General features: G+C 61.3%; 21 protein-coding genes and 2 pseudogenes. 17 read left to right on the top strand and 6 right to left on the bottom strand.

Annotated features, from left to right (window positions below; all coding sequences use genetic code 11):
* Positions 1-92: 92 nt before the first annotated feature.
* The 3 genes from ACQKP4_RS21075 to gcbA all read right to left on the bottom strand — a co-directional run bounded on the left by ACQKP4_RS21075 (position 93) and on the right by gcbA (position 5,690).
* Positions 93-1,844: a protein-disulfide reductase DsbD gene (locus tag ACQKP4_RS21075; protein WP_427635548.1), complete on the bottom strand. Its 1,752-nt coding sequence runs from the start codon at positions 1,842-1,844 to the stop codon at positions 93-95.
* A gap of 176 nt (positions 1,845-2,020) precedes the next feature.
* Complete coding sequence (locus ACQKP4_RS21070; RefSeq protein ID WP_427635547.1) at positions 2,021-3,967, bottom strand: methyl-accepting chemotaxis protein; 1,947 nt, start codon at positions 3,965-3,967, stop codon at positions 2,021-2,023.
* A 52-nt stretch (positions 3,968-4,019) separates the two neighbouring features.
* Entirely contained in the window at positions 4,020-5,690 is a 1,671-nt protein-coding gene (gene gcbA / locus ACQKP4_RS21065; protein ID WP_427635546.1) for a diguanylate cyclase GcbA, read from the bottom strand.
* Positions 5,691-6,015: 325 nt separating this feature from the next.
* Here gcbA and ACQKP4_RS21060 point away from each other — a divergent pair, with 325 nt between their 5' ends.
* The 11 genes from ACQKP4_RS21060 (at position 6,016) to ACQKP4_RS21010 (ending at position 16,564) form a co-directional block, all read left to right on the top strand.
* On the top strand, positions 6,016-7,167 hold the full coding sequence (locus ACQKP4_RS21060; RefSeq protein WP_427635554.1) for a DUF2515 family protein: 1,152 nt from the start codon (positions 6,016-6,018) through the stop codon (positions 7,165-7,167).
* Positions 7,164-7,862: a hypothetical protein gene (locus ACQKP4_RS21055; protein ID WP_427635545.1), complete on the top strand. Its 699-nt coding sequence runs from the start codon at positions 7,164-7,166 to the stop codon at positions 7,860-7,862. Before ACQKP4_RS21060 ends, ACQKP4_RS21055 begins: the two co-directional genes overlap by 4 nt.
* Positions 7,863-7,879: 17 nt before the next feature.
* Positions 7,880-8,386 (top strand): Hcp family type VI secretion system effector, encoded by a 507-nt coding sequence (locus tag ACQKP4_RS21050; protein WP_427635544.1) that lies wholly within the window; start codon positions 7,880-7,882, stop codon positions 8,384-8,386.
* Positions 8,383-8,859, top strand: coding sequence for a hypothetical protein (locus tag ACQKP4_RS21045; protein ID WP_427635543.1), 477 nt, complete (start codon positions 8,383-8,385; stop codon positions 8,857-8,859). Before ACQKP4_RS21050 ends, ACQKP4_RS21045 begins: the two co-directional genes overlap by 4 nt.
* A 153-nt stretch (positions 8,860-9,012) precedes the next feature.
* Complete coding sequence (locus ACQKP4_RS21040; protein WP_427635542.1) at positions 9,013-10,080, top strand: DUF2333 family protein; 1,068 nt, start codon at positions 9,013-9,015, stop codon at positions 10,078-10,080.
* Positions 10,081-10,083: 3 nt separating this feature from the next.
* Entirely contained in the window at positions 10,084-10,641 is a 558-nt protein-coding gene (locus ACQKP4_RS21035; RefSeq protein ID WP_427635541.1) for an NUDIX hydrolase, read from the top strand.
* Between the two features lie 193 nt (positions 10,642-10,834).
* On the top strand, positions 10,835-11,206 hold the full coding sequence (locus tag ACQKP4_RS21030) for a translation initiation factor Sui1 (protein WP_427635540.1): 372 nt from the start codon (positions 10,835-10,837) through the stop codon (positions 11,204-11,206).
* A gap of 220 nt (positions 11,207-11,426) precedes the next feature.
* Complete coding sequence (speA, locus tag ACQKP4_RS21025; protein WP_427635539.1) at positions 11,427-13,340, top strand: arginine decarboxylase; 1,914 nt, start codon at positions 11,427-11,429, stop codon at positions 13,338-13,340.
* Between the two features lie 233 nt (positions 13,341-13,573).
* Entirely contained in the window at positions 13,574-14,878 is a 1,305-nt protein-coding gene (locus ACQKP4_RS21020; protein WP_427635538.1) for a type VI secretion system Vgr family protein, read from the top strand.
* Positions 14,875-15,672: a DUF4123 domain-containing protein gene (locus ACQKP4_RS21015; RefSeq protein ID WP_427635537.1), complete on the top strand. Its 798-nt coding sequence runs from the start codon at positions 14,875-14,877 to the stop codon at positions 15,670-15,672. Before ACQKP4_RS21020 ends, ACQKP4_RS21015 begins: the two co-directional genes overlap by 4 nt.
* A gap of 16 nt (positions 15,673-15,688) precedes the next feature.
* The gene (locus tag ACQKP4_RS21010; RefSeq protein WP_427635536.1) at positions 15,689-16,564 is read left to right on the top strand and encodes an alpha/beta hydrolase; all 876 of its coding nucleotides are present in this window, start codon (positions 15,689-15,691) and stop codon (positions 16,562-16,564) included.
* On the opposite strand, the gene ACQKP4_RS21005 is transcribed toward ACQKP4_RS21010, so the two are convergent.
* Together ACQKP4_RS21005 and ACQKP4_RS21000 are read right to left on the bottom strand one after the other, a co-directional pair.
* Positions 16,558-17,907 carry an MATE family efflux transporter gene (locus tag ACQKP4_RS21005; protein ID WP_427635535.1) on the bottom strand — a complete coding sequence of 450 codons (1,350 nt, stop codon included), beginning with the start codon at positions 17,905-17,907 and terminating at the stop codon, positions 16,558-16,560. The two genes, ACQKP4_RS21010 and ACQKP4_RS21005, sit on opposite strands and share 7 nt — an antisense overlap.
* 94 nt (positions 17,908-18,001) lie before the next feature.
* Positions 18,002-18,295 carry a hypothetical protein gene (locus tag ACQKP4_RS21000; RefSeq protein ID WP_427635534.1) on the bottom strand — a complete coding sequence of 98 codons (294 nt, stop codon included), beginning with the start codon at positions 18,293-18,295 and terminating at the stop codon, positions 18,002-18,004.
* 175 nt (positions 18,296-18,470) lie between these two features.
* On the opposite strand from ACQKP4_RS21000, the gene ACQKP4_RS20995 reads away from it, so the two are divergent.
* The 4 genes from ACQKP4_RS20995 to ACQKP4_RS20980 are packed head-to-tail and all read left to right on the top strand — an operon-like array spanning position 18,471 to position 20,763.
* Positions 18,471-18,773, top strand: a complete 303-nt coding sequence (locus ACQKP4_RS20995) for a MazG-like family protein (protein WP_130206432.1) — start codon at positions 18,471-18,473, stop codon at positions 18,771-18,773.
* The gene (locus ACQKP4_RS20990) at positions 18,773-19,522 is read left to right on the top strand and encodes a methyltransferase domain-containing protein (RefSeq protein WP_427635533.1); all 750 of its coding nucleotides are present in this window, start codon (positions 18,773-18,775) and stop codon (positions 19,520-19,522) included. Before ACQKP4_RS20995 ends, ACQKP4_RS20990 begins: the two co-directional genes overlap by 1 nt.
* 12 nt (positions 19,523-19,534) lie before the next feature.
* Complete coding sequence (locus tag ACQKP4_RS20985) at positions 19,535-20,149, top strand: DUF4136 domain-containing protein (RefSeq protein ID WP_427635532.1); 615 nt, start codon at positions 19,535-19,537, stop codon at positions 20,147-20,149.
* A gap of 56 nt (positions 20,150-20,205) precedes the next feature.
* Positions 20,206-20,763 carry a DUF4136 domain-containing protein gene (locus tag ACQKP4_RS20980; protein ID WP_427635531.1) on the top strand — a complete coding sequence of 186 codons (558 nt, stop codon included), beginning with the start codon at positions 20,206-20,208 and terminating at the stop codon, positions 20,761-20,763.
* Between the two features lie 63 nt (positions 20,764-20,826).
* Here ACQKP4_RS20980 and ACQKP4_RS20975 read toward each other — a convergent pair.
* A pseudogene (locus tag ACQKP4_RS20975) lies at positions 20,827-21,621 on the bottom strand (PAS domain-containing protein); the annotation flags it as partial.
* A gap of 4 nt (positions 21,622-21,625) precedes the next feature.
* Here ACQKP4_RS20975 and ACQKP4_RS20970 point away from each other — a divergent pair.
* Together ACQKP4_RS20970 and ACQKP4_RS20965 are read left to right on the top strand one after the other, a co-directional pair.
* Positions 21,626-22,012: pseudogene (locus ACQKP4_RS20970) on the top strand (prepilin peptidase); the annotation flags it as partial.
* A gap of 124 nt (positions 22,013-22,136) precedes the next feature.
* A complete protein-coding gene (locus ACQKP4_RS20965; protein ID WP_427635530.1) occupies positions 22,137-22,919 on the top strand; it encodes a response regulator transcription factor in 783 nt (260 codons plus the stop codon).
* Positions 22,920-23,059: the final 140 nt, after the last annotated feature.

Raw genomic sequence — 23,059 nt, 5'->3', positions numbered from 1 at the left:
GGCGACTATGCCGCAAAGCCTTTGTGACTGTCCAGTTCTATGCAATAGCCAGCACGATGGCCGATGTTTGCGCAAAATTTGTGACCGGGTACTTAAATCCGGTCATTTGCTTTCGCAACACGTTCGGCGAAGTCCGTGGCGTTGATCTCGCCGATCACCCGCACGTCGGCGTGTTCGGCGCCGTCTCGGCCAAAAAACATCAGTGCCGGTGGGCCAAACAATTTGTAACGATCGAGCAGGGTGCGTTGCTCGGCGTTGCTGGCGGTGATGTCGAAACGGATCAGGCGATAACCGTTGAGGCGTTCGACCACTTTGGCGTCGTTGAGCACTTCGTGTTCGATGACTTTGCAGCTGATGCACCAGTCGGCGTACCAGTCCAGCAGCAGCGGGGTGCCTGCGGATTTGGCCTCGGCGAGCACGCGGTCAAGATCGGCCGGCGTGGTAATGGTTTGCCAGGCACCCGTGCTTTGCGCGGGTGCGTTGCCGGCAATCAGCCGTGGCTGGCCAATCGGGTTGAACGGATCAGTCTGGCCGCTGAACGCCCCGAACCAGCACGCCAGCGCGTAAAACAGCAGGAACATCCCCAGCAACTGGCCGAGGCGTTTTCGCGGAGGTTTGTAGACGAACTCCAGCGCGCCCATGAACAAGCCGACGCCACCGGCCAGCAGCCCGATCAGCAACAAGGTGATCTGTCCCGGCAACACGCGACTGAGCAGGCCAATCGCCAAGCCCAGCAACAGCACGCCGATTGCGTTTTTCACGTACACCAGCCACGGCCCGCTTTTCGGCAGCCAGGCCGCACCGCCGGTGGCGACCAGCAGCAGCGGCGCGCCCATGCCGAGGCCGAGCATGAACAGTTTCAAGCCTCCACCCAAGGCATCGCCGCTGGCGCTGATGTAGAGCAAGGCGCCGGCCAGTGGCGCCGAAACACAAGGTGAAACCAACAGGCTGGAAACCACCCCCAGCACCGCGGCGCCCCACAGTGAGCCGCCTTGCGTGCGGCCGGCGATCCGGTCAAGTCGACTGCTGATGGCGTGCGGCAACTTGAGTTCGAACACGCCGAACATCGCCAGCGCAAACACCGCAAAAAACATCGCGAACGGCACCAGCACCCACGCCGATTGCAGCCGGGCTTGCAGGTTGAGTTGCGCGCCAAACAAGCCCATTAGCGCGCCGAGCAGGGCGAAGCAGGCCGCCATGGGCAACACGTAGGCGAGCGACAGGTTGAAGCCGCGCCAGCCGCCGACCTGACCGCGCAACACCACGCCGGACAGGATCGGCAGCATGGGCAGCACGCACGGCGTAAAGGTCAGGCCGACGCCGGCAAGAAAGAACAATGCAAGCTCGCGCCAGCTCCAGTTTTGCGTGGTCGGGGACGTTGGTGCGCCGACGCCGTCAATGCTCAAGCGCTCGGTTTCGGGCGGGTAACACAGGCCTTTGTCAGCGCAGCCCTGATAGGTCACGACCAAGGTGAACGCGCGTGGATCGGTGCGCGGCACTTCCACGTCGAGGATGCCGTGGTACACCTCGACGTCGCCGAAGTATTCGTCGTGCTTTTTTTCACCCTTGGGCAGTTGCGCCGCACCCAGCGCGACATCGGCGGGATCGGCGCGAAACTGGAAGCGATGGCGGTAGAGGTAATAACCGTCGGTGGCGACGAAACGCAGCTTGATCGATTGCGCAGTGGCGTCTACCAGGCTGAGCTGAAAGGCTTCGCGCACCGGCAGGAAGTCGGCGCTGTTGTTGATCGAGCCCAACGTGGAACTGGGCCGCGTGTCCAGCAACCCGGCGGCGGTGGCCGGCAGGGCGAGCACTAGAAATAGCAGGCAGAGCAAACGGCGCATGACAATCTCGCGTATCGGAATTGGGGGCATGATAGCGGACGTCAGGCGGGTGTGCAGGGGCTGGATTCTGTGGTGAATGCCCTGGCGCCTTCGCGAGCAAGCCCGCACCCACATTGGAATGCGTGCCCCTGTGGGAGCGGGCTTGCTCGCGAAGGCGTCCCGACGAAAACGCTCGGTCAGACGCGGAAGGCCTGAACCGCTGTGTGCAGGCGCCCGCCCAGCACCAACAAATTCTCCCCTTGCTCACGCCCCTCGCCGATGCGCAGCAAGTTATCCCCACCCAATTGGTGAATCCGCTCGCTGTGATCGCGAATCTCGCTGACCGCGCCGCTCTGCTGCGCCGTGACATCGGCAATGCGCACGGCGGTGTCGGCAATGGTCTGGATCGCGCCAACGATTTTATCCAGCGCACCATCCGCCGCCTGCGCCTGACTGGCCGTGGCCTCAGCGTGCTCAACCTGCGCGCGCATGCCCTCCACCGAGTGCCGCGCCGCCGTTTGCAGCCCGGCAATCAGTGTCTGGATTTCGGCGGTGGCACCCGCCGTGCGTTGCGCCAGGGAGCGAACTTCTTCGGCCACCACGGCAAAGCCGCGCCCCATTTCCCCGGCGCGGGCCGCTTCGATGGCGGCGTTCAGGGCCAGCAAATTAGTCTGGTCGGCAATCGAGCGGATCACCGTCAGTACGCCGCCGATGGTCGCCGACTCTTCAGCCAGGTGTTCGATCATCTGCGCGTTGCCCTGCACCTCACCCACCAGCGCATGCAGCCCGGTAAGGCTCAGGCCGATGACTTTCTGCCCATGCTCCACCGCGAGCCCGGCATTGCGACTGGCGTCGGCCGCCTGGCTGGCATCGCCGGCGACTTGTTGAATCGTTGCTTCCAGTTCGCCGAGCGAATCGCGAATCAGCGCCGTGTCGCCCGCCTGATGCTCTGCGCCGCTGTGCAGGTCGTTGCTCAACTCGGCCAAGGTGCGGCTGCTGCCGGCGACTTGTTCGGCATTGAGGCGAATCGTCCCGACGAGGTCCACCAGATAAGCGCGCAAGCGATTGAGCGACGCTTCAATGTCATGCAGTTCGCGATTGGTGTGGCCCAGTTGAATGTCGCGGCTGAAGTCACCTTCGGCCCACGTCGAGAGCGCCGGCGCAAGGTTGGTCAGCGTTCGCGCCAAGCGTCGCTGCAAGGTGTCGATCAGCAACGCGATCAGCAGAATCAGGCCGATCATCACCCCTTGCATCAAGCGCACTTCGCCCTGGATCTGCCCGTGCTGGGCGCGCACCACCGGCTCCAGTCCGGCGATGGCTTGCTGCACGTCGGCGATTTTCACATGCGTGGCAGTGCTGAGGTCGGTGCGTTTCTGAATCTGGTCGCGGGTGCGCGAGAGCTCGGCGGGATAGCGCGTCAGCAAGCTACCGAGCTCGCGCTTGAGGCCAACGCCGGCGTCTTCGGCGACGGCTTTTTCGGTGTTCTCCAGGCCCATCATCGCGGCGAAATCATCGGTGCCGGATTCACTGCTACCGGTCACGCCAAGCAGCGGCAAAGCGCTGATCAGCTCCGATTGCGCGCGAATGGCCGCGACTTCACGCTCGACCTCGGCCGCCAGTTCGCTACGCCCGCTGCTGACCAGTTTGTCCCGGGCCAGCGACAATTTGCCCACGTGCTGGGACGCGGCGAGCAAGGGCGCGAGGTAGGCCGCGTTGCCGCTGGCGTATTGGCTGAGTTGATCGAGGCTGGCACCGAGTTCACGTTCCGCTTGCAGCAACAATGCCTGCGGATCGCCCGCCAGTTTGCCGGCAGCCAGCAGGTCGGTTTTGCTGAATTCGGCAAGGTTCGACAGGCTCGGGCGCAAGGTGTCGGCCAGGGCCGGGGGCAACTCGGCGAGTTCCAGTTGCAAGGCGTCGATGGCCTGATTGGCGCTGCTCAGGCGCAAGGCATCGCCGCTGCCGAGGTAATCCTCGACATTGCGCGCGACCCCGTTTTGAAATTGCTGGGACAAACCCAGGTAACGCTCCATCAACAGATACGGACGTTCGAGGGCTTTTTGCGACCACCAGAGCGTCGCGCCAAGGGCTACGCACACGGCGACTAAAAGGAGGGTGTTGAGATTGGTCAGCAGCTTCAGGCGCATCGCGGGACTACCAACGGCAGAAGAGTAAGCGCCTGAATTTATTGCGTTTGTGTTACAGGGTTATGACCGAGTGGGTCCATTCCGATGAAAAAGTGGCACTTTGCTTTGACGTCCGTGCGGCTTGTACGCGGTTGCGTCCGGTGTCCTTGGCGCGGTACAGCGCCTCGTCCGCCTGACTGGCCATCAACAGGCTGTCGGAGTCGTCGCAAAGCTCCACCACTCCAGCGCTGAAGGTGCACCACAGATCCTGCGGTTGGGCGGGGTAGTGAATTTCGGCAAAACGCTGGCGAATTTCATCGAGCACTTTATGCGCCGATTCGAGATCGGTGTCGGGCATGACGATGGCGAACTCTTCACCGCCGTAGCGGCCGATGAAGTCGGTCTTGCGCAAACGTTGCTTGAGAAACAGTGCCAGGCTTTTGATCACGCGGTCGCCCATCGGGTGACCATGGCTGTCGTTGACCCGTTTGAAGTGGTCAATGTCGAGCATCGCAAAGCTCAACGGTTTGCTCTCGCGGCGGGCGCGGAAGCTGCAGTCTTCGAGCAATTGCAGAATGTGCGTGTGGTTGTACAGGCCGGTGAGGCTGTCGCGCACCATCCGCGCCTTCAGGTTGCGCGCCCGCGCCGCGCGGTTGCGCACGGTGGTAATCAGGTGTCGTGGCTTGATGGGTTTGGTCAGGAAGTCGTCGCCGCCTTCGCTCATGGCGTCGAGTTGTTTGTCCAGATCGTCTTCGGCGGACAGATAGATGATCGGCACGCTGACGTAACGGTCGTTGTGGCGAATCACTTTGGCCAGTTCGGTGCCGGTACACGCCGGCATGTACATGTCGAGGATGATCAGGTCGGGCTGGAAGTCCGCCAGTTCGGCCATCGCCTGAATCGGCTCGATCAAGGTCCGCGTGACGATCCCGGCGCTGTTGAGCAGGCGCTCGGTGTGCAAGGCCTGGGCGCGCGAATCGTCGATGATCAGCACTTTATAAGGTTCGTACTGGGCGACGCAGGTCAGGACTTCGATCTTTTCCAGCAGGCTCGACGCTTCGAGGGTGCCGGTGAGAAACTCCTGGCCCCCGGCGCGCACGGCGGCGAGTCGGGTCGGGGTGTCGGTTTCCAGCAGGCTGAAAAACAGCAATGGCAACGGTTCATCCAGCCCGACCTGGGCTTCGGCCGCCAGTTGCAAGCCGATGCCGGGGCCGCTGAAGTCGACGTCCATGACAATGGCGGCGGGCAAGCGCTCGATCATCGACGAGCGGAACGCCGCCACGCTGTCCAGCGATTGCGCAATCAGGCCAAAAAACTCAAGTTGCTTGGCCAGGCGTTCGGCGCGGTCGTGATCTTGCAGCATCACGTAGATCGGCTTGCGCAATGGCGGCAGAAAGGTTTGGTCGAGCTGATCGCCATGGCGCAGGCCGGTGCGCGACAGGCGCTGCATCAAGCGATTGAGGTCGGTGATCAGGCCGCTGCTGAGACGTCCGCGATTGGCGTCGACGGCTTCCAGCGACTGGCCGATATGACGCGCCAGCTGGGTATGTTCCGGTTGTTCGAAACGCTCGGCGAAACGCAGCAGGCGCAGATTGGCCTCGCTCAGTTCGGATAAGTCGGTGCTGGACCACTCGCTGCGTTGCAGGCGCTGCCATATCTCAAGAATCTGACGTGCCTGATGAATTACCCGCTGGGCAAAATGGTGCTTGAGGCGCTCACGGCTGGGGTCTTCTGGCTCGGTCATATCCTGACTACTAGTTAGGGTGCATGCTGAGATCGACTGGTGGCTCTATGCTAGCACCTCTTTTCGATTGGATGAGTGCCGTACGACAATAATCTGCAAAGCGACATCATTCAGTTTCTGACTGATCGGTCTTGTTTTGAGGCGTCGGTCCCGGCCAGACCCGCGTGTTCAGGTAGTTTCGGGACCGTTCCTGTTCATCCCGACGCAATTTCCTTGCGCCTGGCGAGCGTCGTCTGTCAGGGATTTCTGATTTTTCGTCGCCATGATTCGGACGGGAATTTCGGCTGTTAGGGTTCAGGGATTCCCTTAGACGCCCCCGATGATCATGACCCAGTGTTTCAAAGAACAACCTAGCGACGCGCAGCGCCTGAACCACAACAGCACGCCCGTTGCTGACTGTGAATGCCAAGACGTGCGGCTTTATGGCAGCAAGACGCTTGTTACTGATGTGCCGATTCTGACGTGCGCCTGCCTCTGGCGGATCTATCAGCGCGAGGCTGAAGAGATCGTTGCGCCGAACGGTGTATTGATCGCCGACCCGGTGGCGCGTAACCGCGCGATCAACGCCGCGTATGCCCGGTTGTGGCTGAACGACCCTCGTTTTCAGTGGGCGGGGCTGGCGGCATTTGCTTCCAAGCAGGTCGGCTGTGGCTTGCTTCATGCTGCGAATACTATCGATCTCGTCGGCGAGGAATATGAGGCGCGGCAGCGCGTGCGTGACAGTCGCCGCGAAGCAGGCTTGTTGACGCCGGACAGGATGGCCGGGCAGGCGGATGAGTTGCGTGACTATAAGGAAGCGGATGCGCGCAATCCGCTGCCCTCCGTGGATATTCGTTCAGCGGGGGAGGACTTGTCGCTGGTGCAACAGCAGTTCCGGCATGTGCACGACATGATGGCGTTGGGCAATACCACGCTCTTCCTGGATATTTTTCCCCTGCATGAGTTTTATGCGAAGCGTGGGTTGGAGGATTTCAAGAAGTGCTTGAACGCTCGCAAGCTGATTTACGGGCACCCAAAGTTTCCGGTGTTGTGGCCGGTGGGCCAGGGACAGCTGAAGTTCGGGGACGATTACATCGAGATCTTGCGTGGATTTGAGGCGATTGAAGCAGGGGACATTGCCGGGAGCGTTGCGCATTTAGCCTGGCATGAGCAGCAAAATATTCTACAGCCCACGATTTATCAGGACGGCCAACTGGTGGCTTTGCTGCGTGGTAACCATGCTGCTTATGTGACCGGATTTCCTTCTGGCGTGGCCCAGCCAATCGAGTTGACGCTCTCCAACCAATGTCAGCGTATTGATGACGGACGCACCATCGGTTTCAGCGACAGTCCGTTTGCGGACTTGTCGGATATCGAGCAGCGAATGCCTTTCGTACTTCGGGCCGCAGCACGCTTTGATCAGATGCTCAATGATACAAACCGTAGTGTGCTGGAGCAGTCGATCGCCGAGATCGCATCAGGGCAGGGAATCCGATGAGTGTGCGGCAAGGTATTGGCCGCTGGCGACTAGGTGCAGGCTTGCTGCTTATCGCTGTGCTGATCTGGGTGGCTACGAATCAGTTGGTTGAGTCGCTATCACAAGAGCCGGTGATCGCCTTGGAGGTGGGCGGCAGCTATGAAACCTTGCGCAAGCATTCTTCGGTTCCCTTCACCGCAAGGGTCCCGGGACATGTCTGGATGGGCCTTCCCAATACGGATGCACGGCTTCGGCTCATCGATCCGCAGTATGAGTTCGTAACGCCGAGAGCGCGTTTTTTTACCGTTGTATTTGACGACAACGTCGTTAGCAGTATTCGCATGTCCCCACAGGTTGAGCCGTTGCTGCTCGATGATGCCCTGAAGGTAGCGCTGGATTTACAAGAACAGTGGCGCCAGGGCGGATGGAGGGTGGCCGGCAGGAAAACCTATCCACCCTTTGAAGACACACCTGAATGGCGGGCGCAGTTGCGAGACGTCAATAAAGGAGGGTCGGTCTACTGGAAAGCGGGCAAAAAATATCAAGTTACGATGCATTTCCACCGATTCAACTACAACAAGCGCCCCAACGAAGAGCGCTACCTCATCACGCTGTCGATCGGCAAGCCATGGACGCCTTTCGCCGAAGACGGGGACGCAGAAGCGCTGATCGAGTTGGATCAGTCCAAGCCGATCACACCCTTGTTTTCCAAATAAACCCAAGGAGCCCCACCATGCCAACCCCCGCCTTCATGACCCTGCGCGGTGAACGACAAGGCTTGATCAGCGCCGGCGCTTTCACTGAGGCGTCGGTGGGTAACGTCTATCAATTGGGCCGTGAGGACCAGATCATGATTCAGGCGCTGAGCCACGGCATTTTTGTGCCCAAGGAGTCGGGCGCGGGCCGTCGCATGCATAAGCCTATGGTCATCTCCAAGGCGATCGACAAGGCGTCGCCGCTGATCAATATCGCGCTGTGTTCCGGGGAATTGCTCAGCCAGTGCCGCGTTGACTGGTATCGCACTTCGGCTCACGGCACGCAGGAGCATTTCTACACCATGGAACTTGAAGACGCGGTGATCATTGGCGCCGAGGTGCTCATGCCCCATTGCCAGGACAGCGCTTCTGCGCACATCACCCAGTTGGAGAAGGTTTACTTCAGCTACCGGCGCATTTCCTGGCGCCATGAAATCAGCCGGACCATGGGCTCCGACGAATGGAGTGCCGAGGCGCTGACGTGAGGCTGGTCAACGCGATTCATTTGTCCGGGTGGGAGCGCCGTCATGCGTATTCAAGCGAGGAAGCGCTGGAGCACGTGCGCCAGGCGCTGGAAGACCGGCAGCCCCTCGAAGGGCTGGACGAATTGCGCGGCGGTCTGCTGATCAATCTCGACAACGAGGTGCTTGGCTCGATTGAGCAGGGGCAGTGGTGGCTGATCAAGCCCGAAGCCGACTTCGCTGACTGGGTGATGCCGTCGCGGACCTTTGATCAAGAAGTCATGAATCTGATGAACAATCCGCCGCCCCAGCCATCGCGTTCGCCACGGCTTTTTCGCCTCGTCGACAGTGTCACGGCGCAGCCGCTGCAGTTGCAGCCATACATCGCGACCATCGACGGGGAGGCCATCCAGCGCACCACCGACGGCGAAGGCATTGCCCATCTTTTTACCCCGGCCGCAGTGCGGCAGATTTCAATGCAGGTCATCGGCCCTTAGCGCCGGCCTTCGGACGTGAGTTCAGCGGCAGCAACTGCCCCCGGTTCAGCCGTGATTTTCGGGATAAGCCTAACGCCGGGTGCCGGCCAAAGGCACGTTGTTGTATGGTTGTGGTCGAACCGAATGAACTCAAGTGATTGAAAGGATATCGCCATGCTGGACTGGAAGAACCGCGCGGACCGCGCGCCTGAACGTGCCGCTGAACCGAAATCGGCCACCCGTAGCTACATCGGCGGCGTGTTGTTCAGCCGGGCGCTGGCCACGTTGGTCGGTCTGTACCTGTTGGTGACCATTGGCCTGGGCTGGTACTGGAGCGAAGAACCTGCGCTGTTTCCGGTTCAGCAAAATGCGCAGATGGCGGCCGAGAAAGAAGGCAAGCAGATGGTCATCGGCTACACCACGGTGGAAACCCTCAAGACCGTTGCCGGTACGTTGCTGAACAAGCCGGGCGGCTATATTTCCAACGACCGTTTCCCGCCGGGCCTGTGGATGGATAACACGCCGAGCTGGGAATATGGCGTGCTGGTCCAGGTCCGCGACCTGACGCGCGCATTGCGCAAGGACTTCGCCCGCTCGCAGTCGCAATCTGCCGAAGACTCCGATCTGGCCAAGGCCGAGCCGCGTTTCAACTTCGACAACAAGAGCTGGGTGCTGCCGTCCAGTGAGTCCGAGTATCAGGAAGGCATCAATTCCCTGAGCCGCTATCAGGCGCGCCTGTCCGACCCGTCGCAGAAAAATGCGCTGTTCTATGCCCGCGCCGACAACCTGAACAACTGGCTGGGCGATGTCGGCACCCGTTTGGGCTCGCTGTCGCAACGTCTGTCGGCCAGCGTTGGCCGGGTCAAACTGAACACGGCGCTGAAAACCGAAGTCGTGGCGCCTGGTCAGGTGCCACAGGTTGACGAGGAAATCGTCGAAACCCCGTGGATGCAGATCGACAACGTGTTCTACGAAGCACGCGGTCAGGCCTGGGCGCTGTCCCACCTGCTGCGCGCCATCGAAGTCGACTTCGCCGATGTGCTGGCGAAGAAGAACGCCACGGTCAGCGTGCGCCAGATCATTCGTGAACTGGAAGCCTCGCAGGAACCGGTCTGGAGCCCGATGATCCTGAACGGCAGCGGCTTCGGCGTGCTGGCCAACCACTCGCTGGTCATGGCCAACTACATTTCCCGGGCCAATGCCGCAGTGATCGATCTGCGTCAACTGCTCAATCAGGGCTGAGTCATGGTCGATAGCGCGAATGAGGTCGCCCACCGTGCGGCCTCGGATGCCGAGCACATCGCCTGGGTCGACGAGCAGGACAACCTGCTCGGCGCCCTGGTCCGTTCCGACCTGCGCGAGCGTGGGCTGATCGGGCGTGGCACCTACATCATGCTGTTCAATAGCGCCGGCGAACTCTGCGTCCACCGGCGCACCCTGAGCAAAGCGATTTACCCCGGTTACTGGGACGTGGCGGCGGGCGGCATGGTGCTCGCCACCGAGACATACGCCGAATCGGCCGCCCGCGAGCTCGAAGAGGAACTGGGCGTCAGCGGCGTGGAGCTGACCGCTCACGATCATTTCTTCTTTGAAGACACCGGCAATCGCCTGTGGTGCTCGGCGTTTTCCGCCGTGTGGGACGGGCCGTTGATCTTGCAGCCGGAAGAGGTGCTGGAAGCGCGGTTTATCCCCATCGATCAGGTGATGCGGGAAATCCAGCAAAAACCTTACTGCCCGGACTCTTTGGCTGCGTTGAAGCGTTATCTGAAGGCGCAGCCAACCGACGTCGCAAAGAAGGTATAAATTGGCGCCGATTGGCTCTTAGCAAGTCGGCTTTTTGCCGTTACACTGCGCGACCTTTTCAAACTGAGCCGGCATTGCTCCTACAGGTCTTTGCCGTTTCAGTAGCGCTGCCCCTGCCTGAGTGGGGCTTCGCGGTCGATGGCTGCTTCCCAAGTTGCCGCGACCAGTCTTTGTCCTCCCAAGAGGATTGCCGGTGGCCAAAAAAGCCGCATCCTTCGCCGCCCTTGGCGGCCTGGTATTTTCCACCGACGCAGGTCGTCATTGCCCGGAATGCAGTAAGCCGGTGGACGCCTGTATCTGCAAACAAACCGTGATCCCGACTGGCGACGGCATTGCTCGCGTGCGTCGCGAAAGCAAGGGCCGTGGCGGCAAGACGGTGACCACCATCACCGGCGTGCCACTGGCTGAAGACGCGCTCAAGGACCTCGCCACGACGTTGAAGAAGCGTTGTGGCACCGGCGGGGCGTTGAAAGACGGGATCATCGAAATCCAGGGCGATCATGTCGAGCTACTCTTGGGCGAGCTGATCAAACTCGGTTTCAAAGCGAAGAAGTCCGGCGGCTAGCAGCCTCTGTGAAAACCACCCTCGGCTTGATCCGGCCCTGAGCATTCAGGTCCGGCGTCGTCTACATGGTTTTCACAGAGCCTGTTCTGACCGGTTCTAAACTCAAGCCAGAATGTGAGGTCTATGCCCCTTGCAGGCAGGCTAATCGTCATTTTCATTCTTTAGACTGCGCCGGCCTGAACCCAGGCGACGCACCATGACTTCTTTATAGGGGACTTCAATGTCCGTACGACGCACACGCAAAGACGATGGCAGCCAATGGACAGTTGCGGACAGCCGCAGTGTTTACGGGATTCGCCATTGGGGGGCCGGGTATTTCGCGATCAATGACGCCGGTCGCGTCGAAGTTCGCCCTAACGGTCCGACCAGTTCGCCCATCGACCTCTTCGAGCAAGTCGACCAGCTGCGCAAAAGCGGCCTGTCCTTGCCATTGCTGGTGCGCTTCCCGGACATTCTGCAAGACCGCGTGCGTCAGTTGACCGGCGCGTTCGACGCCAACATCGAGCGTCTGGAATACCAGAGCAAATACACCGCGCTGTACCCGATCAAGGTGAACCAGCAAGAAGCGGTGATCGAGAACATCATCGCCACCCAGGACGTGTCCATCGGCCTGGAAGCCGGGTCCAAGCCTGAGTTGCTGGCCGTGCTGGCGCTGGCGCCCAAGGGCGGCACCATCGTCTGCAACGGTTACAAGGACCGTGAGTTCATCCGCTTGGCGTTGATGGGCCAGAAACTGGGTCACAACGTGTTCATCGTGATCGAGAAAGAATCCGAAGTCGGCCTGGTGATCGAAGAAGCCGCCGCGCTGAAGGTCAAGCCTCAGGTCGGCCTGCGCGTGCGCCTGTCGTCCCTGGCGTCGTCCAAGTGGGCGGACACCGGCGGCGAAAAGTCCAAGTTCGGCCTGTCGGCGGCGCAATTGCTGTCGGTGGTCGAGCGTTTCCGCGCCGCCGGCCTGGATCAGGGCATTCGCCTGCTGCACTTCCACATGGGCTCGCAGATCGCCAACCTGGCGGACTACCAGCACGGCTTCAAGGAAGCGATTCGTTACTACGGCGAACTGCGCAACCTCGGCTTGCCGGTGGACCACATCGATGTCGGCGGCGGTCTGGGCGTGGACTACGACGGCACGCACTCGCGCAACGCCAGCTCGATCAACTACGACATGGACGATTACGCCGGGGTCGTGGTCGGCATGCTCAAGGAATTCTGCGACGCGCAGAACCTGCCGCACCCGAACATCTTCTCCGAAAGCGGCCGTTCCCTGACGGCACACCACGCCATGCTGGTGGTGCAGGTCACCGACGTCGAGAAACACAACGACGACGTGCCGCAGATCGATAACAAGGAAGAACTGCCGGAAACCGTGCAATGGCTGGTGGACCTGCTGGGTCCGACCGACATCGAGATGGTCACCGAAACCTACTGGCGCGCCACGCACTACATGAGCGACGTGGCCACCCAGTATGCCGACGGCAAGCTGACCCTGGCGCAAAAAGCCCTGGCCGAGCAATGCTACTTCGCCGTGTGCCGCCGCCTGCACAACTCGTTGAAGGCCCGTCAGCGTTCGCACCGTCAGGTGCTCGACGAACTCAACGACAAGCTCGCCGACAAGTACATCTGCAACTTCTCGGTGTTCCAGAGCCTGCCGGACACCTGGGCCATCGGCCAGGTCCTGCCTATCCTGCCACTGCATCGTCTTGATGAAGAGCCGCTGCGCCGTGCCGTGCTCCAGGATCTGACCTGCGACTCCGACGGCAAGATCAAGCAATACGTCGACGAGCAGAGCATCGAAACCAGCCTGCCGGTGCACGCCCTGAACGAAGGTGAGGACTACCTGCTGGGGATCTTCCTGGTCGGCGCCTACCAGGAAATTCTTGGCGACATGCATAACCTGTTCGGTGACACCGACTCGGTGAACATCTACCAGAACGCCGACGGCAGCGTGTACCACGCCGGCATCGAAACCCACGACACCATCGAAGACATGCTGCGTTACGTGCACTTGTCGCCAGAGGAGTTGATGACCCACTACCGCGACAAGTGCGCCAGTGCCCGCATCACCCCTGCCGAACGCACCCAGTTCCTCGACGCTTTGCGCCTGGGCCTGACCCGTTCGTCTTACCTGTCTTCTTGAGGTAAGGCACTGCTCCCGGCAGGTCGTCTGAAAATTTTCCGCACACTTCGGAAATTTCGGATGGCCTGGTGGGACGTTTCTCTATTTTCCAGCGAAATGCCTCACATCCCCGCTTATCCATGCGATGTGGTCTTCTTTTCGCGTAGGTCATTTCCTAAGTTGTACTTCGGCACTCTACTCGGCCAACTCTCTCGGAGAGAATCCCCGGCCGCCCCTCCTGTAGAGAATCGCCGATGTTCGATCCAGTCAACGAACCGTCATTTCGTCTGGATGTAGACGGTCTTTTCGACCCCTTTGAGGTCTTGGCCTTTACCGGTAGTGAAGCGATCAGCGAACCTTTTGCGTTCGACGTGGATCTGCTGATCGACGACCCGACACTTGACCTCGCCAGCTTGTTGTACCGCCCGGCCTATTTGCACTTCGGGACGCAGGGCAACGGCATCCACGGCCAATTGCTTGAACTCGCCCAGCCTGGCCAGGGCACCGGGTCGCGATTGTGTCGCGCACGCCTGGGGCCGACACTCGCCTGCCTGGGCTTGCGTGTCAGCCAACGAATGTTCAGCAACCAATCGGTTCCGCAGATCCTCGGCCAGGTGCTCAAGGCGCATGGCATCGCCGGCAAGGGTTGTCGATTCGACTTGGCGGGCGACTACGCGCCTCAAGACTTCTGCACGCAATATCGGGAAACGGACCTGCAATTTTTCCAGCGGCTGTGTGCCCAGGAAGGCCTTCATTACCGTTTCGAACACCATGCGGGTGGCCACTGCCTGGTCGTCGGTGATGCGCCCGGACCGTTGGGGCGCGGTGAAACGCTCGTTTTCACGGGGACGAGCGAACGACCGGGTGTGCATCAGTTCAAGGTGCACGGGGGCGATCTGTTAGCCGAAGGACGGACCGATTTGCCTACCTTGCGCAGCGGTCAACTGAAGCCGCTGTCCGGCCATCCGTGCGCCGAGTGGAATCGCTTCTGGCTGCTGACCCACGTTGAGCATGACGCGTCGGCATTCGGCTACCGCAACCGGATTCGCGCCGTTGCCGGTGAGCGGCCACCGGTGCCGACGCACCGCCTCGTCAAGCCGCGAATGCACAGCCTGCAAAGGGCTTGGGTGGTCGATGTCGATGAGCCGCAACCGCATTCGTCCAGGCCGGTCGCCGTGCAGTTCGAATGGTTGTATCAGGGCGAAGGTGGGGCGCCCAGCCATTGTTGGTTGCCGATGGCGCCGGAGCTGGCAAGTGCGCACGTCATGCCGTTGGACGAAGGCGCGCAGGTATTGGTGAGCTTTATCGAAGGCGATCCGGATCAACCGTTGATCACCGGGCTGCTTTGCGGTCCCGTGCCGATCGAGGCCTCGAACAGTCCGCCCGTCGTGGCTATCGACGAAGGTCCCTCGTTCGACGCGTTGCTGGGGCTGCTGCACGCCAGCGAACCGTTGGTGGTGTTATGCCTGTTGCCCGGCGGCGGCAGTTTCAACCATTGCCCGCAGGCACTTTGCACGTGCCGGGCGGCGACGCAATTGGGCGGGAGCGGTCCGGCATGATCGTTGTTCAGGCGCCTGACTGCTCTGCGCAATGGCTGTTGCTTGATCGGCCGGGGGCGCCTCAGGCCGGTGCGACACTGCGGCGACAGTTCGCCGATGCCCGTCAATTCCAGCTGTTCGAAGACACCGAGTATCATCCGTTACGCGAACAAGGGCCGGTGTTGGTCGACCTCAAGGCCTGCCCCGCGCTCGCCCAATGCTGCGTGCGTGAACCGCGGGCCTGGCCCGGGTTGTTGTTGATCAGCGACGCCGACGTCACGCGGTTGCTCGCGCATTTGCGGCGCATGCTCACGGTAACCCTGGGCTTGCATCACCGCGCGTTATTGAGTTACTGCAACCCGCACACGGCGAGTTATTTTTTCGATGCCTGCGACGCCGAGGAACTGAGTCGCTGGCTCGGTCCGATCAGCCAGTTGCGCTGGTTCGGCGGCACCTGGGCCGACCGCGCCATTGGCAGTCAGGGCTGGCAACAGCTGTTCAATCCGGGGCTGGCTGTCCAGCCGTTGGCCGTCGAGGAAAACCTCACGCCGCGCCAGCACGACAGCTTGCAAACCTGCCTGCTGGAACAACACGCCTGGTGCTGGAGCCAATCTGTCGGGACCGATTACAGTCGCCTGTGGTCCCATGTCCAGGAAGGGCTGGCGCTGGGCTTCACCGAGCGCGCGGCCCACGATGACTGGTTGTGGCTGCGCTTGCAGCACCCTGGCGCGTTGCCGCAATTGCCACTGCCCGGCCTCACCCAGCAAGAGCGTCTCGATAGCCTGCGCAACCTGTGGCAGCCCCCCTCACCCTGACTGCGAGGCGATATCCATGGCGAGCAACCTGCGGCGACTGTTCGGCGTGACCTTGGGTGGTTTGGTGCTGGCGTTGATGATGGCGTGCTCGCCGCTCAAGATGCTCAACGCACTGACCCCGGATGGCACGTTCGACAAGACAGAGGGCATTGCCTATGGCGATGATCCGCGGCAGAAGCTCGATGTCTACGTGCCGCGTCATCCGGCGGCGAATGCGCCGGTGGTGGTGTTTTTCTATGGCGGCAGCTGGAACAGCGGTTCGCGCAGTGACTACGGTTTCGTCGGCGAGGCACTGGCGTCCCGGGGCATTGTCGCGGTGCTGGCGGATTATCGGTTGTATCCGCAGGTGCGTTATCCGCTGTTCCTTGAGGACAATGCCAAAGCGGTGGCCTGGACCCACGAACACATCCGGCAATTTTCCGGCAACCCGCAGCGGCTGTATTTGATGGGGCACAGCTCCGGCGCCTACAACGCGGCGATGCTGGCGCTGGACCCTGGCTTGCTTGGCGCGGTCGGTTTGTCGCCGCATGACCTCAGCGGCTGGATCGGGCTGGCGGGGCCGTATGATTTTCTACCGATTGAAAATCCGGACGTGCGCCCGGTGTTCTTCTGGCCGAATTCGCCGCCGCAGTCGCAACCCATCAACCATGTCAGTCACGGTGCACCGCCAGCGTTGCTGATAGCTTCGCGCGACGACAACCTGGTCAACCCGACCCGCAACACCGCAGGCCTGGCGAAAAAATTGCGCGAGGCCGGGGTGCCGGTTCGCGATTTCTATTTTTCCCGCACGGGCCACGCAACGCTGGTGGCGACGTTGTCCCGGCCGATGCGCGGTTTGGCGCCGGTGCTGGATGAGGTCGCGGCGTTCGTCAAGGACCCGCCGACTCAATGAGCCTTGCCGGCGAACCAGCCGTCATTCATGCGCAAGCGCCAGGCAATGGCGCCGAGGGTCAGGCTGCGCAGCAACATGAACAACAGGAACGTTATCCACAGGCCGTGATTGCCCAGGCCTTGCAGCGCCCAGGCGAACGGCAGCAGCAAAACCACGGTCAGCAGCATGCCGTTGCGCATTTCACGGGCACGGGTGGCGCCGATGAACAAGCCGTCGAGCAGGTAGCTCCAGACCGCAATCAGGGGCAACGCGGCGAGGTAGGGCAGGTAGATGAACGCGGTGTCGCGCACGCTCTGGATGTCGGTCTGCATCTCGATGAACAGGTGCCCGGCGAAGCCGAACAACACGGCAAAGCCCAGGCTCGCCAGCAACGACCAGCCGCAAGCGACCACCAGTGAGCGGCGCAACGCGTCCCGGTCCCGCGCGCCAATGGCATGCCCGCACAGCGCTTCCACGGCGTGGGCCAAACCGTCCAGCGCGTGCGCCGTCAGCAGCAGGCCGTTGAGCAGCAGCGCGTTGGCGGCGACGGTGGCATCGCCCAACCGCGCGCCTTGCACGGTGATCAGGAAAAACACCGATTGCAGCGCCAGGCTGCGAATGAAAATGTCGCGGTTGACTGCCAGCAGCGGCCGCCAGCTGCGCCACAGTGCCAACGCGGCCCAGGCGATATGGCCGGGGTAGGCGCGCAGGGCTTTGCGGGTCAGGAGCAGGCCGATCAGCGCGCCGGTCCATTCGGCGATCACCGAGGCTCGAGCCGCACCGACCACGCCCCATTCCAGCCCGAGAACGAACCACAGGTTCAGTGCAATGTTCACCAGGTTGGTGCTCAGCAAAATCGCCAGCGGTGCCCGGGCGTTCTGGGTGCCGAGGAACCAGCCGACCAGCGCGTAACTGGCCAGCGCCGCCGGCAAGCCGAACAGGCGCGTGTGGAAAAATTCGCGGGTGAGTTGATTCAGCTCCGCCGACGGTTGCATGAAGTGCAGCGCCACGCCACTCAGCGGCACACCCAAGGCGCCGAGCACAATCGCCAGTCCCATGGCCAGCAACAGGCCCTGCAACAAAATCTGCCGCAACGCCGCGCCATCCCCGCGACCGGCAGCCTGTGCGGCAAAACCGGTGGTACCCATGCGTAGAAACCCCATGCCCCAGGCCAGAAAGGTATACAGGCTGGCCCCGACCGCCACCGCGCCCAATTGATGGGCGTGGGGCAAGTGGCCGATGACGGTGCTGTCGACCAGCGCCACCAGCGGCACGGAAATGTTCGAGAGAATCATCGGCGCAGCCAGCGCCCAGACCCGGCGATGGGTAGGGCGGTCGCGCCAGTCGGCGATCAGGTTGGACATGCGGGCTCCTTGAGGAGCGGCATTGTAACGACACATTTGCAAACTGCGGCGATCCATTGTGGGAGCAAGCCCGCTCCCACGGGGCTTGGCGGTGCTAGTGGATGATCCAGCTCAACAACCACAGCCCCAGCACCAGCCAGATGATGCCCATGATGATCGACGCATTCATGAACGCGCGAATCGCCGACCACAGCAGCATCAAGCCCAGAATCAGCGCGATGATGCTGATGATCGACGTGTCCATCCCCAGCGCCCTGGACAGCCCTTCGACAAAATTGCCACCGGCGTGACTCAACAGATTGAACAGGCCGCTGAGGCCGTCAACGATAAAACGGATGACGGAACCGAGCGCCTGGCCGAGCCATTCGAAAAAACTTTCTACCTGCATGGGGTTAACGTCCTGATGAAGTGGTTGAGCCTTGGGCCATTGATCGCGGTGGCGAGTTCCCCACAAGCATAGAGTGTTGCGCTGGACCTGTGGGAGCAGGCCCGCTCCCACATCGATCTGCCCACTTGCCATCCCTGCTCATCCCCCCGAAGCTATACGCCTTCAGGAGAGCCCGATGAACCTTGTTGAACTGACCGAACGCCTGCACGCCATCCGTGATCGCAATGACTGGCGGCCATTCCACAGCCCGAAAAACCTGGCGATGGCCGCAAGCGTGGAAATGTCCGAGCTGGTGGAAATCTTCCAGTGGCTGACCGAAGACCAGTCGCGCCAGTTGCCGGCCGATAAACTGGCCCACGCCGGGCAGGAAGTCGGCGACATCGTGCTCTATCTATTGCTGCTGTGCAGCGAGTTGGGGTTGGACATGAACGAAGTGGTGCGCAGCAAACTCGCCGACAGCGAACGGAGGTTCAGCTGATGAGCGACCGTCATTTCGATCAGTTGGCAACCCGTTTCGCCGAGAAAATCTACGGCGGGGCCAAAGGCGCGATTCGCCTTGCGGTGCTTCAGGCCGACCTGGCCGAAAGCCTGCCGGAGCGGCCATTGCGCGTACTCGACATCGGCGCCGGTCTGGGTCACATGTCGCTGTGGCTGGCCCAGCGTGGCCATGACGTCACCCTGGCCGAGCCCGCCGAACCGATGCTCGAAGGCGCGCGCCAGCGTTTCGCCGAAGCCGGGCAGGCCGCGACGTTCATTCAGGCGCCGTGGCAAGAATTGCTCGGTCAACTCACCGAACCCTACGACCTGGTGCTGTGTCACGCCGTGCTGGAATGGCTGGCCGAACCCCACGCGATCCTGCCGGTGCTGCATCAACTGACCAAGCAGGATGGCTGGCTGTCCCTGGCCTTCTACAACCGCGATGCGCTGATTTATCGCAACCTGCTCAAGGGCCACTTTCGCAAGATGCGCAAGAACGACATGGCCGGCGAGAAGCAGAGCCTGACCCCGCAACGGCCGCTGGACCCACGGGAGCTGGCCGCGCAACTTGAAGGCCTGTGGCAGGTCGAAAGCCAAAGTGGGGTGCGGGTTTTTCACGACTACATGTCCGTGGAATTCCAGGCCCGCGCCGAGCTGGTGGACTTGCTCGAAATGGAACTGGCCCACCGTCGTCACCCAAGCTTCGCCGGGCTTGGGCGTTACTTGCACTGGATCTGTCGGCCGGTCTGATCGGAGCGCGAAATGAACAGTCGTTCGGGGTTATTGCTGATGTGTCTGGGGTTGGCGGCTTGTCAGGGCAGCAACCCGTATGTGGCAACCTCCAACCCATTGCCACCGGCACCGCCCGGCGCGGCGAACACCTTTGATCGCAGCGCCTACCCGGCGCCGCCGCGTGACTACGCGCGTTATCGCAGCTGGGCGTGGCTCAATGGGCGCTTGCCGCCGGGCAGTGCGTGGGCGGATTCGGCGCAAGTCGCCGAAGCGGTGAGCAATGCCCTTGATCAGCGCGGCTTGCGCCCGTTGCACGATAATCGGCCGGCCGACCTGTTCGTCAGCGCCGATTTACGCCTGGAAACCCGCTTGCGTCAGGTTCAGGACGACTACGGTTATTACGGCGCTGGTTATGGCGGTTACAACCGCTACGGCAACGGGTACGGCGTGTACAACTCGGTGCCGATCGTGCGCACGTATCAGGAACAGGTCGTGGTGGTGCGGGTGGACATGTTCGACGCGCAAAGCGGTCAACCGGTCTGGAGTTCCAGCGCCGAGACCAGCAATCGCGGTAATCAAATCGAGCAGGCCGATGCCATTCGGGAGGCTGTGGAAAAGGCGATGTCGGCGTATCCTCCCAGTTAGCTGTCTTGTAGATAAGAAGCATTCCACAGGTTGATGCCTTTCACCGGAGAACCATCATGTTCCGTCGTCTCGCTTTACTGGCAGTGGCCGCGCTGCTCAGTGCCTGCGCCGCCAACCAGGTCAACTATGACTTTGATGCCAGCCGCGACTTTGCCGCCTATCGCAGCTGGAGCTGGAAAGAACCCGCCCTGCAATACCGTCCCGATGACCCTCGGATCAAAAGCGACCTGACCGAACAGCGCATTCGCCAGTCGGTGGCCGACCAGCTCGATCAGCGTGGCCTGCGACCTGCGGCTGCGGGCGCGAAGGCTGATGTGAACGTGCAGGCATACCTGATCGTCGAGGAGCGCCAGCAGCAAGTGACGACCAACTATGGCGGCGGTTGGGGCAACCCCTGGAACGGTTACTGGGGCGGGCCGATGTACAACGAAACGCGCAACGTCAGCTACAAAGTGGCGACCATCCAGATTGACTTGCTCGACGGCAAGGACGGCAAACTGGTGTGGCGCGGCAGCGATGAGCAGTTGCTCAGCAGCTCGCCGGACCCGGAAGAACGCAGCAAAAAGGTGCGTGAAACCGTCGCCCGGATCCTCGCCAACTACCCGCCTCGATAAACACCGCACAATCCCTGCAGGAGCAGCGCCAGTCCAATGCCTACAGGCGCGGCCCCTGTGGGAGCGGGCTTGCTCGTCGAACACGCCGCGATCCGACCAGACCCACCACGCATGTTCGCGCCCCGGCAATTGCAGGTTGATCTCTGCGCTGCTGACCGGCGCTTGCGGGCTCAACTGGCTGAGCCGCAGCAAAAACGCCTGGCGCTGATCGTCCGACATCCAACTGCCCAGGTTAATGCCGGGCAATTGCTCGGGCTGACATTCCAGGTACACCGCCAATGGCCGGTTGCCGAACGTCAGCGTCAGGTCCGGGCGATAGCGACAGATCATCGCCGGGGAGTCTTCCACCAGAATGCGATAGCGCTCTTCGCTCTGTTTCACGTGCTCGGCGGCGAGGGTCGCGTCGGTGACGTCCAGCCACAGGCCGACGGCTTCCACCGGCAGGCCGAGGTCGTCGCGCAGCAACTTGGCTTCGTCGAGCAGCCAATGGTAATCGCCACGACTGTCGCGCAGTCGATACCGGGCGCGCACCGAGCCTTCGCGTAACAGCAAGCGGGTGCGCTCGAGGTAACCGTCGCGGTCTTCGGGATGCACCCGGTCGATCAAGGTGCCCGCGCTGCAATCAGCGAGTGTCAGGCCGAGCAACGGCAGCAAGCTGTCGCTGAAAAACGTCGGTTGCAGTGCGCCTTCGACGTAGCGCTGCACGTAGATCACGGCCGGTGAGCTGGCGATCAGGTTGTCCAGTCGGGCATGCGCGGTCGCGGCGTGCTGCTCCTGGTTTTTGATGTCGCTGATGTCGAGCATGAAGCCCAGCAGCCGCCGGTTTTTACCGACGCCCACGGCTTGGCCTTGCAGGCGAGCCCTGGGCGCAGGTGCGTTGGCGCTTTTGTACCTTCTGTGGAGCGGCAGCACTTGGCTGGGTGCCGAGGCGGTGCAGGGCGGTTGGGCGGTTTTTCTGGCGCTGGCGTTCACATTGCCGGGCTATGCGCTGCGACGCCTGGGTGCCGGGGATGTGAAATTAATGACAGCTTTGGCCATCGCGACGGACGGTACACATCTGCTTGGCAGCTTTATCGGTGCCGCACTGGCCAGCGTGGCGTGGCTGCTGATTGCGCCAAAAGTCTGGCTTCATATGAGTCAACGGGTTAGATAACGTCTTCGATATTTAGGGCCTGGAACGTCAAAAAAGCAGCCATTTGTGCCCTTCGTGCTCGCAGGGTTTTTACTGACGCTGCTTTGGATCCATTAGTCGCTTGGCCCTGGCCGTTCTATGTACAGAGTCTGAAAGTGCGTCTACTTTCAAATCACAAGTTGTACAGCCTGTGGCTGTCAGTACAGGAACGGTCAGCTTTGGCCTGAGCATGGAGTAGCGCGTGAACAAGTTTACGTCGGCGGTAAAAGTCCTTGTGGTCGATGACCAGCCTTTGATTGTTGAAGAACTCTGCGAGTTTCTGGAGGCCAGCGGCTATCGCTGTGTGCCTTGCGAGTCCAGTCAACAAGCGATTGCCCGTTACAGCGAGGATCTGCAGATCGGTTTGGTGCTGTGTGATTTGCTCATGCCGGACATGGACGGGATCGAGCTGGTGCAGGCGTTGCAGCGGCTGTCCGGCAAGCACCGGGCCTTCGAGGCGATCATGCTGACCGGGCGTGCGGACAAGCAGGATGTGATCAAGGCGTTGCGCGCGGGGATTGCCGATTATTACCAGAAGCCGATTGATCTGGATGAGTTGCTTGAGGGTGTGCAGCGTCAGGAGTTGGCGTTGCAGGAGCGGCAGAAGAGTGTGCAGTTGGGGCATTTGAATCAGAAACTGCAGTATTTGTCCGAGTCGATCGATGACTTGTATCAGGATTTGGATAAGGTGCGGCGCAGTCCTCAGGCGTCGGATGATTCCGAGGTGGATGTGAGTGAGCTGGATCGGGTGGAGATCCCGGCGATTTTCAATCAGTTGTCGCCACGGCAGTTGGATGTGGCGCGGTTGGTGGGGAAGGGGCAGACCAATTATCAGATTGCCTGTGAGTTGGGGATTACCGAGAACACGGTGAAGTTGTATGTGTCGCAGGTGTTGCGGTTGACGCATATGCATAATCGGACGCAGTTGGCGTTGGCGCTTTCTCCTAGTAGTTCGGGGATGCGGCAGCGGGTTACGGCGCATTGAGTTTCTGGGTGGTGGTGCTGGTGGTGGTGGGGTACATATCCATTTCTGCGGTAACGGCGGCTGGCGGTTTCGCCCTTACGGCGAGTCCCTTTTGGCAAACGCCCCAAAAGGAACCAAAAGGTCTCGCCCCGGCGTCCGGC

Origin of the sequence: Pseudomonas sp. NPDC086278, assembly GCF_050280905.1 — a bacterium.
GTDB lineage: Bacteria > Pseudomonadota > Gammaproteobacteria > Pseudomonadales > Pseudomonadaceae > Aquipseudomonas.
Note: the sequence above shows the minus strand (reverse complement) of the source record. Positions and strands in the feature narration are given on the sequence as shown.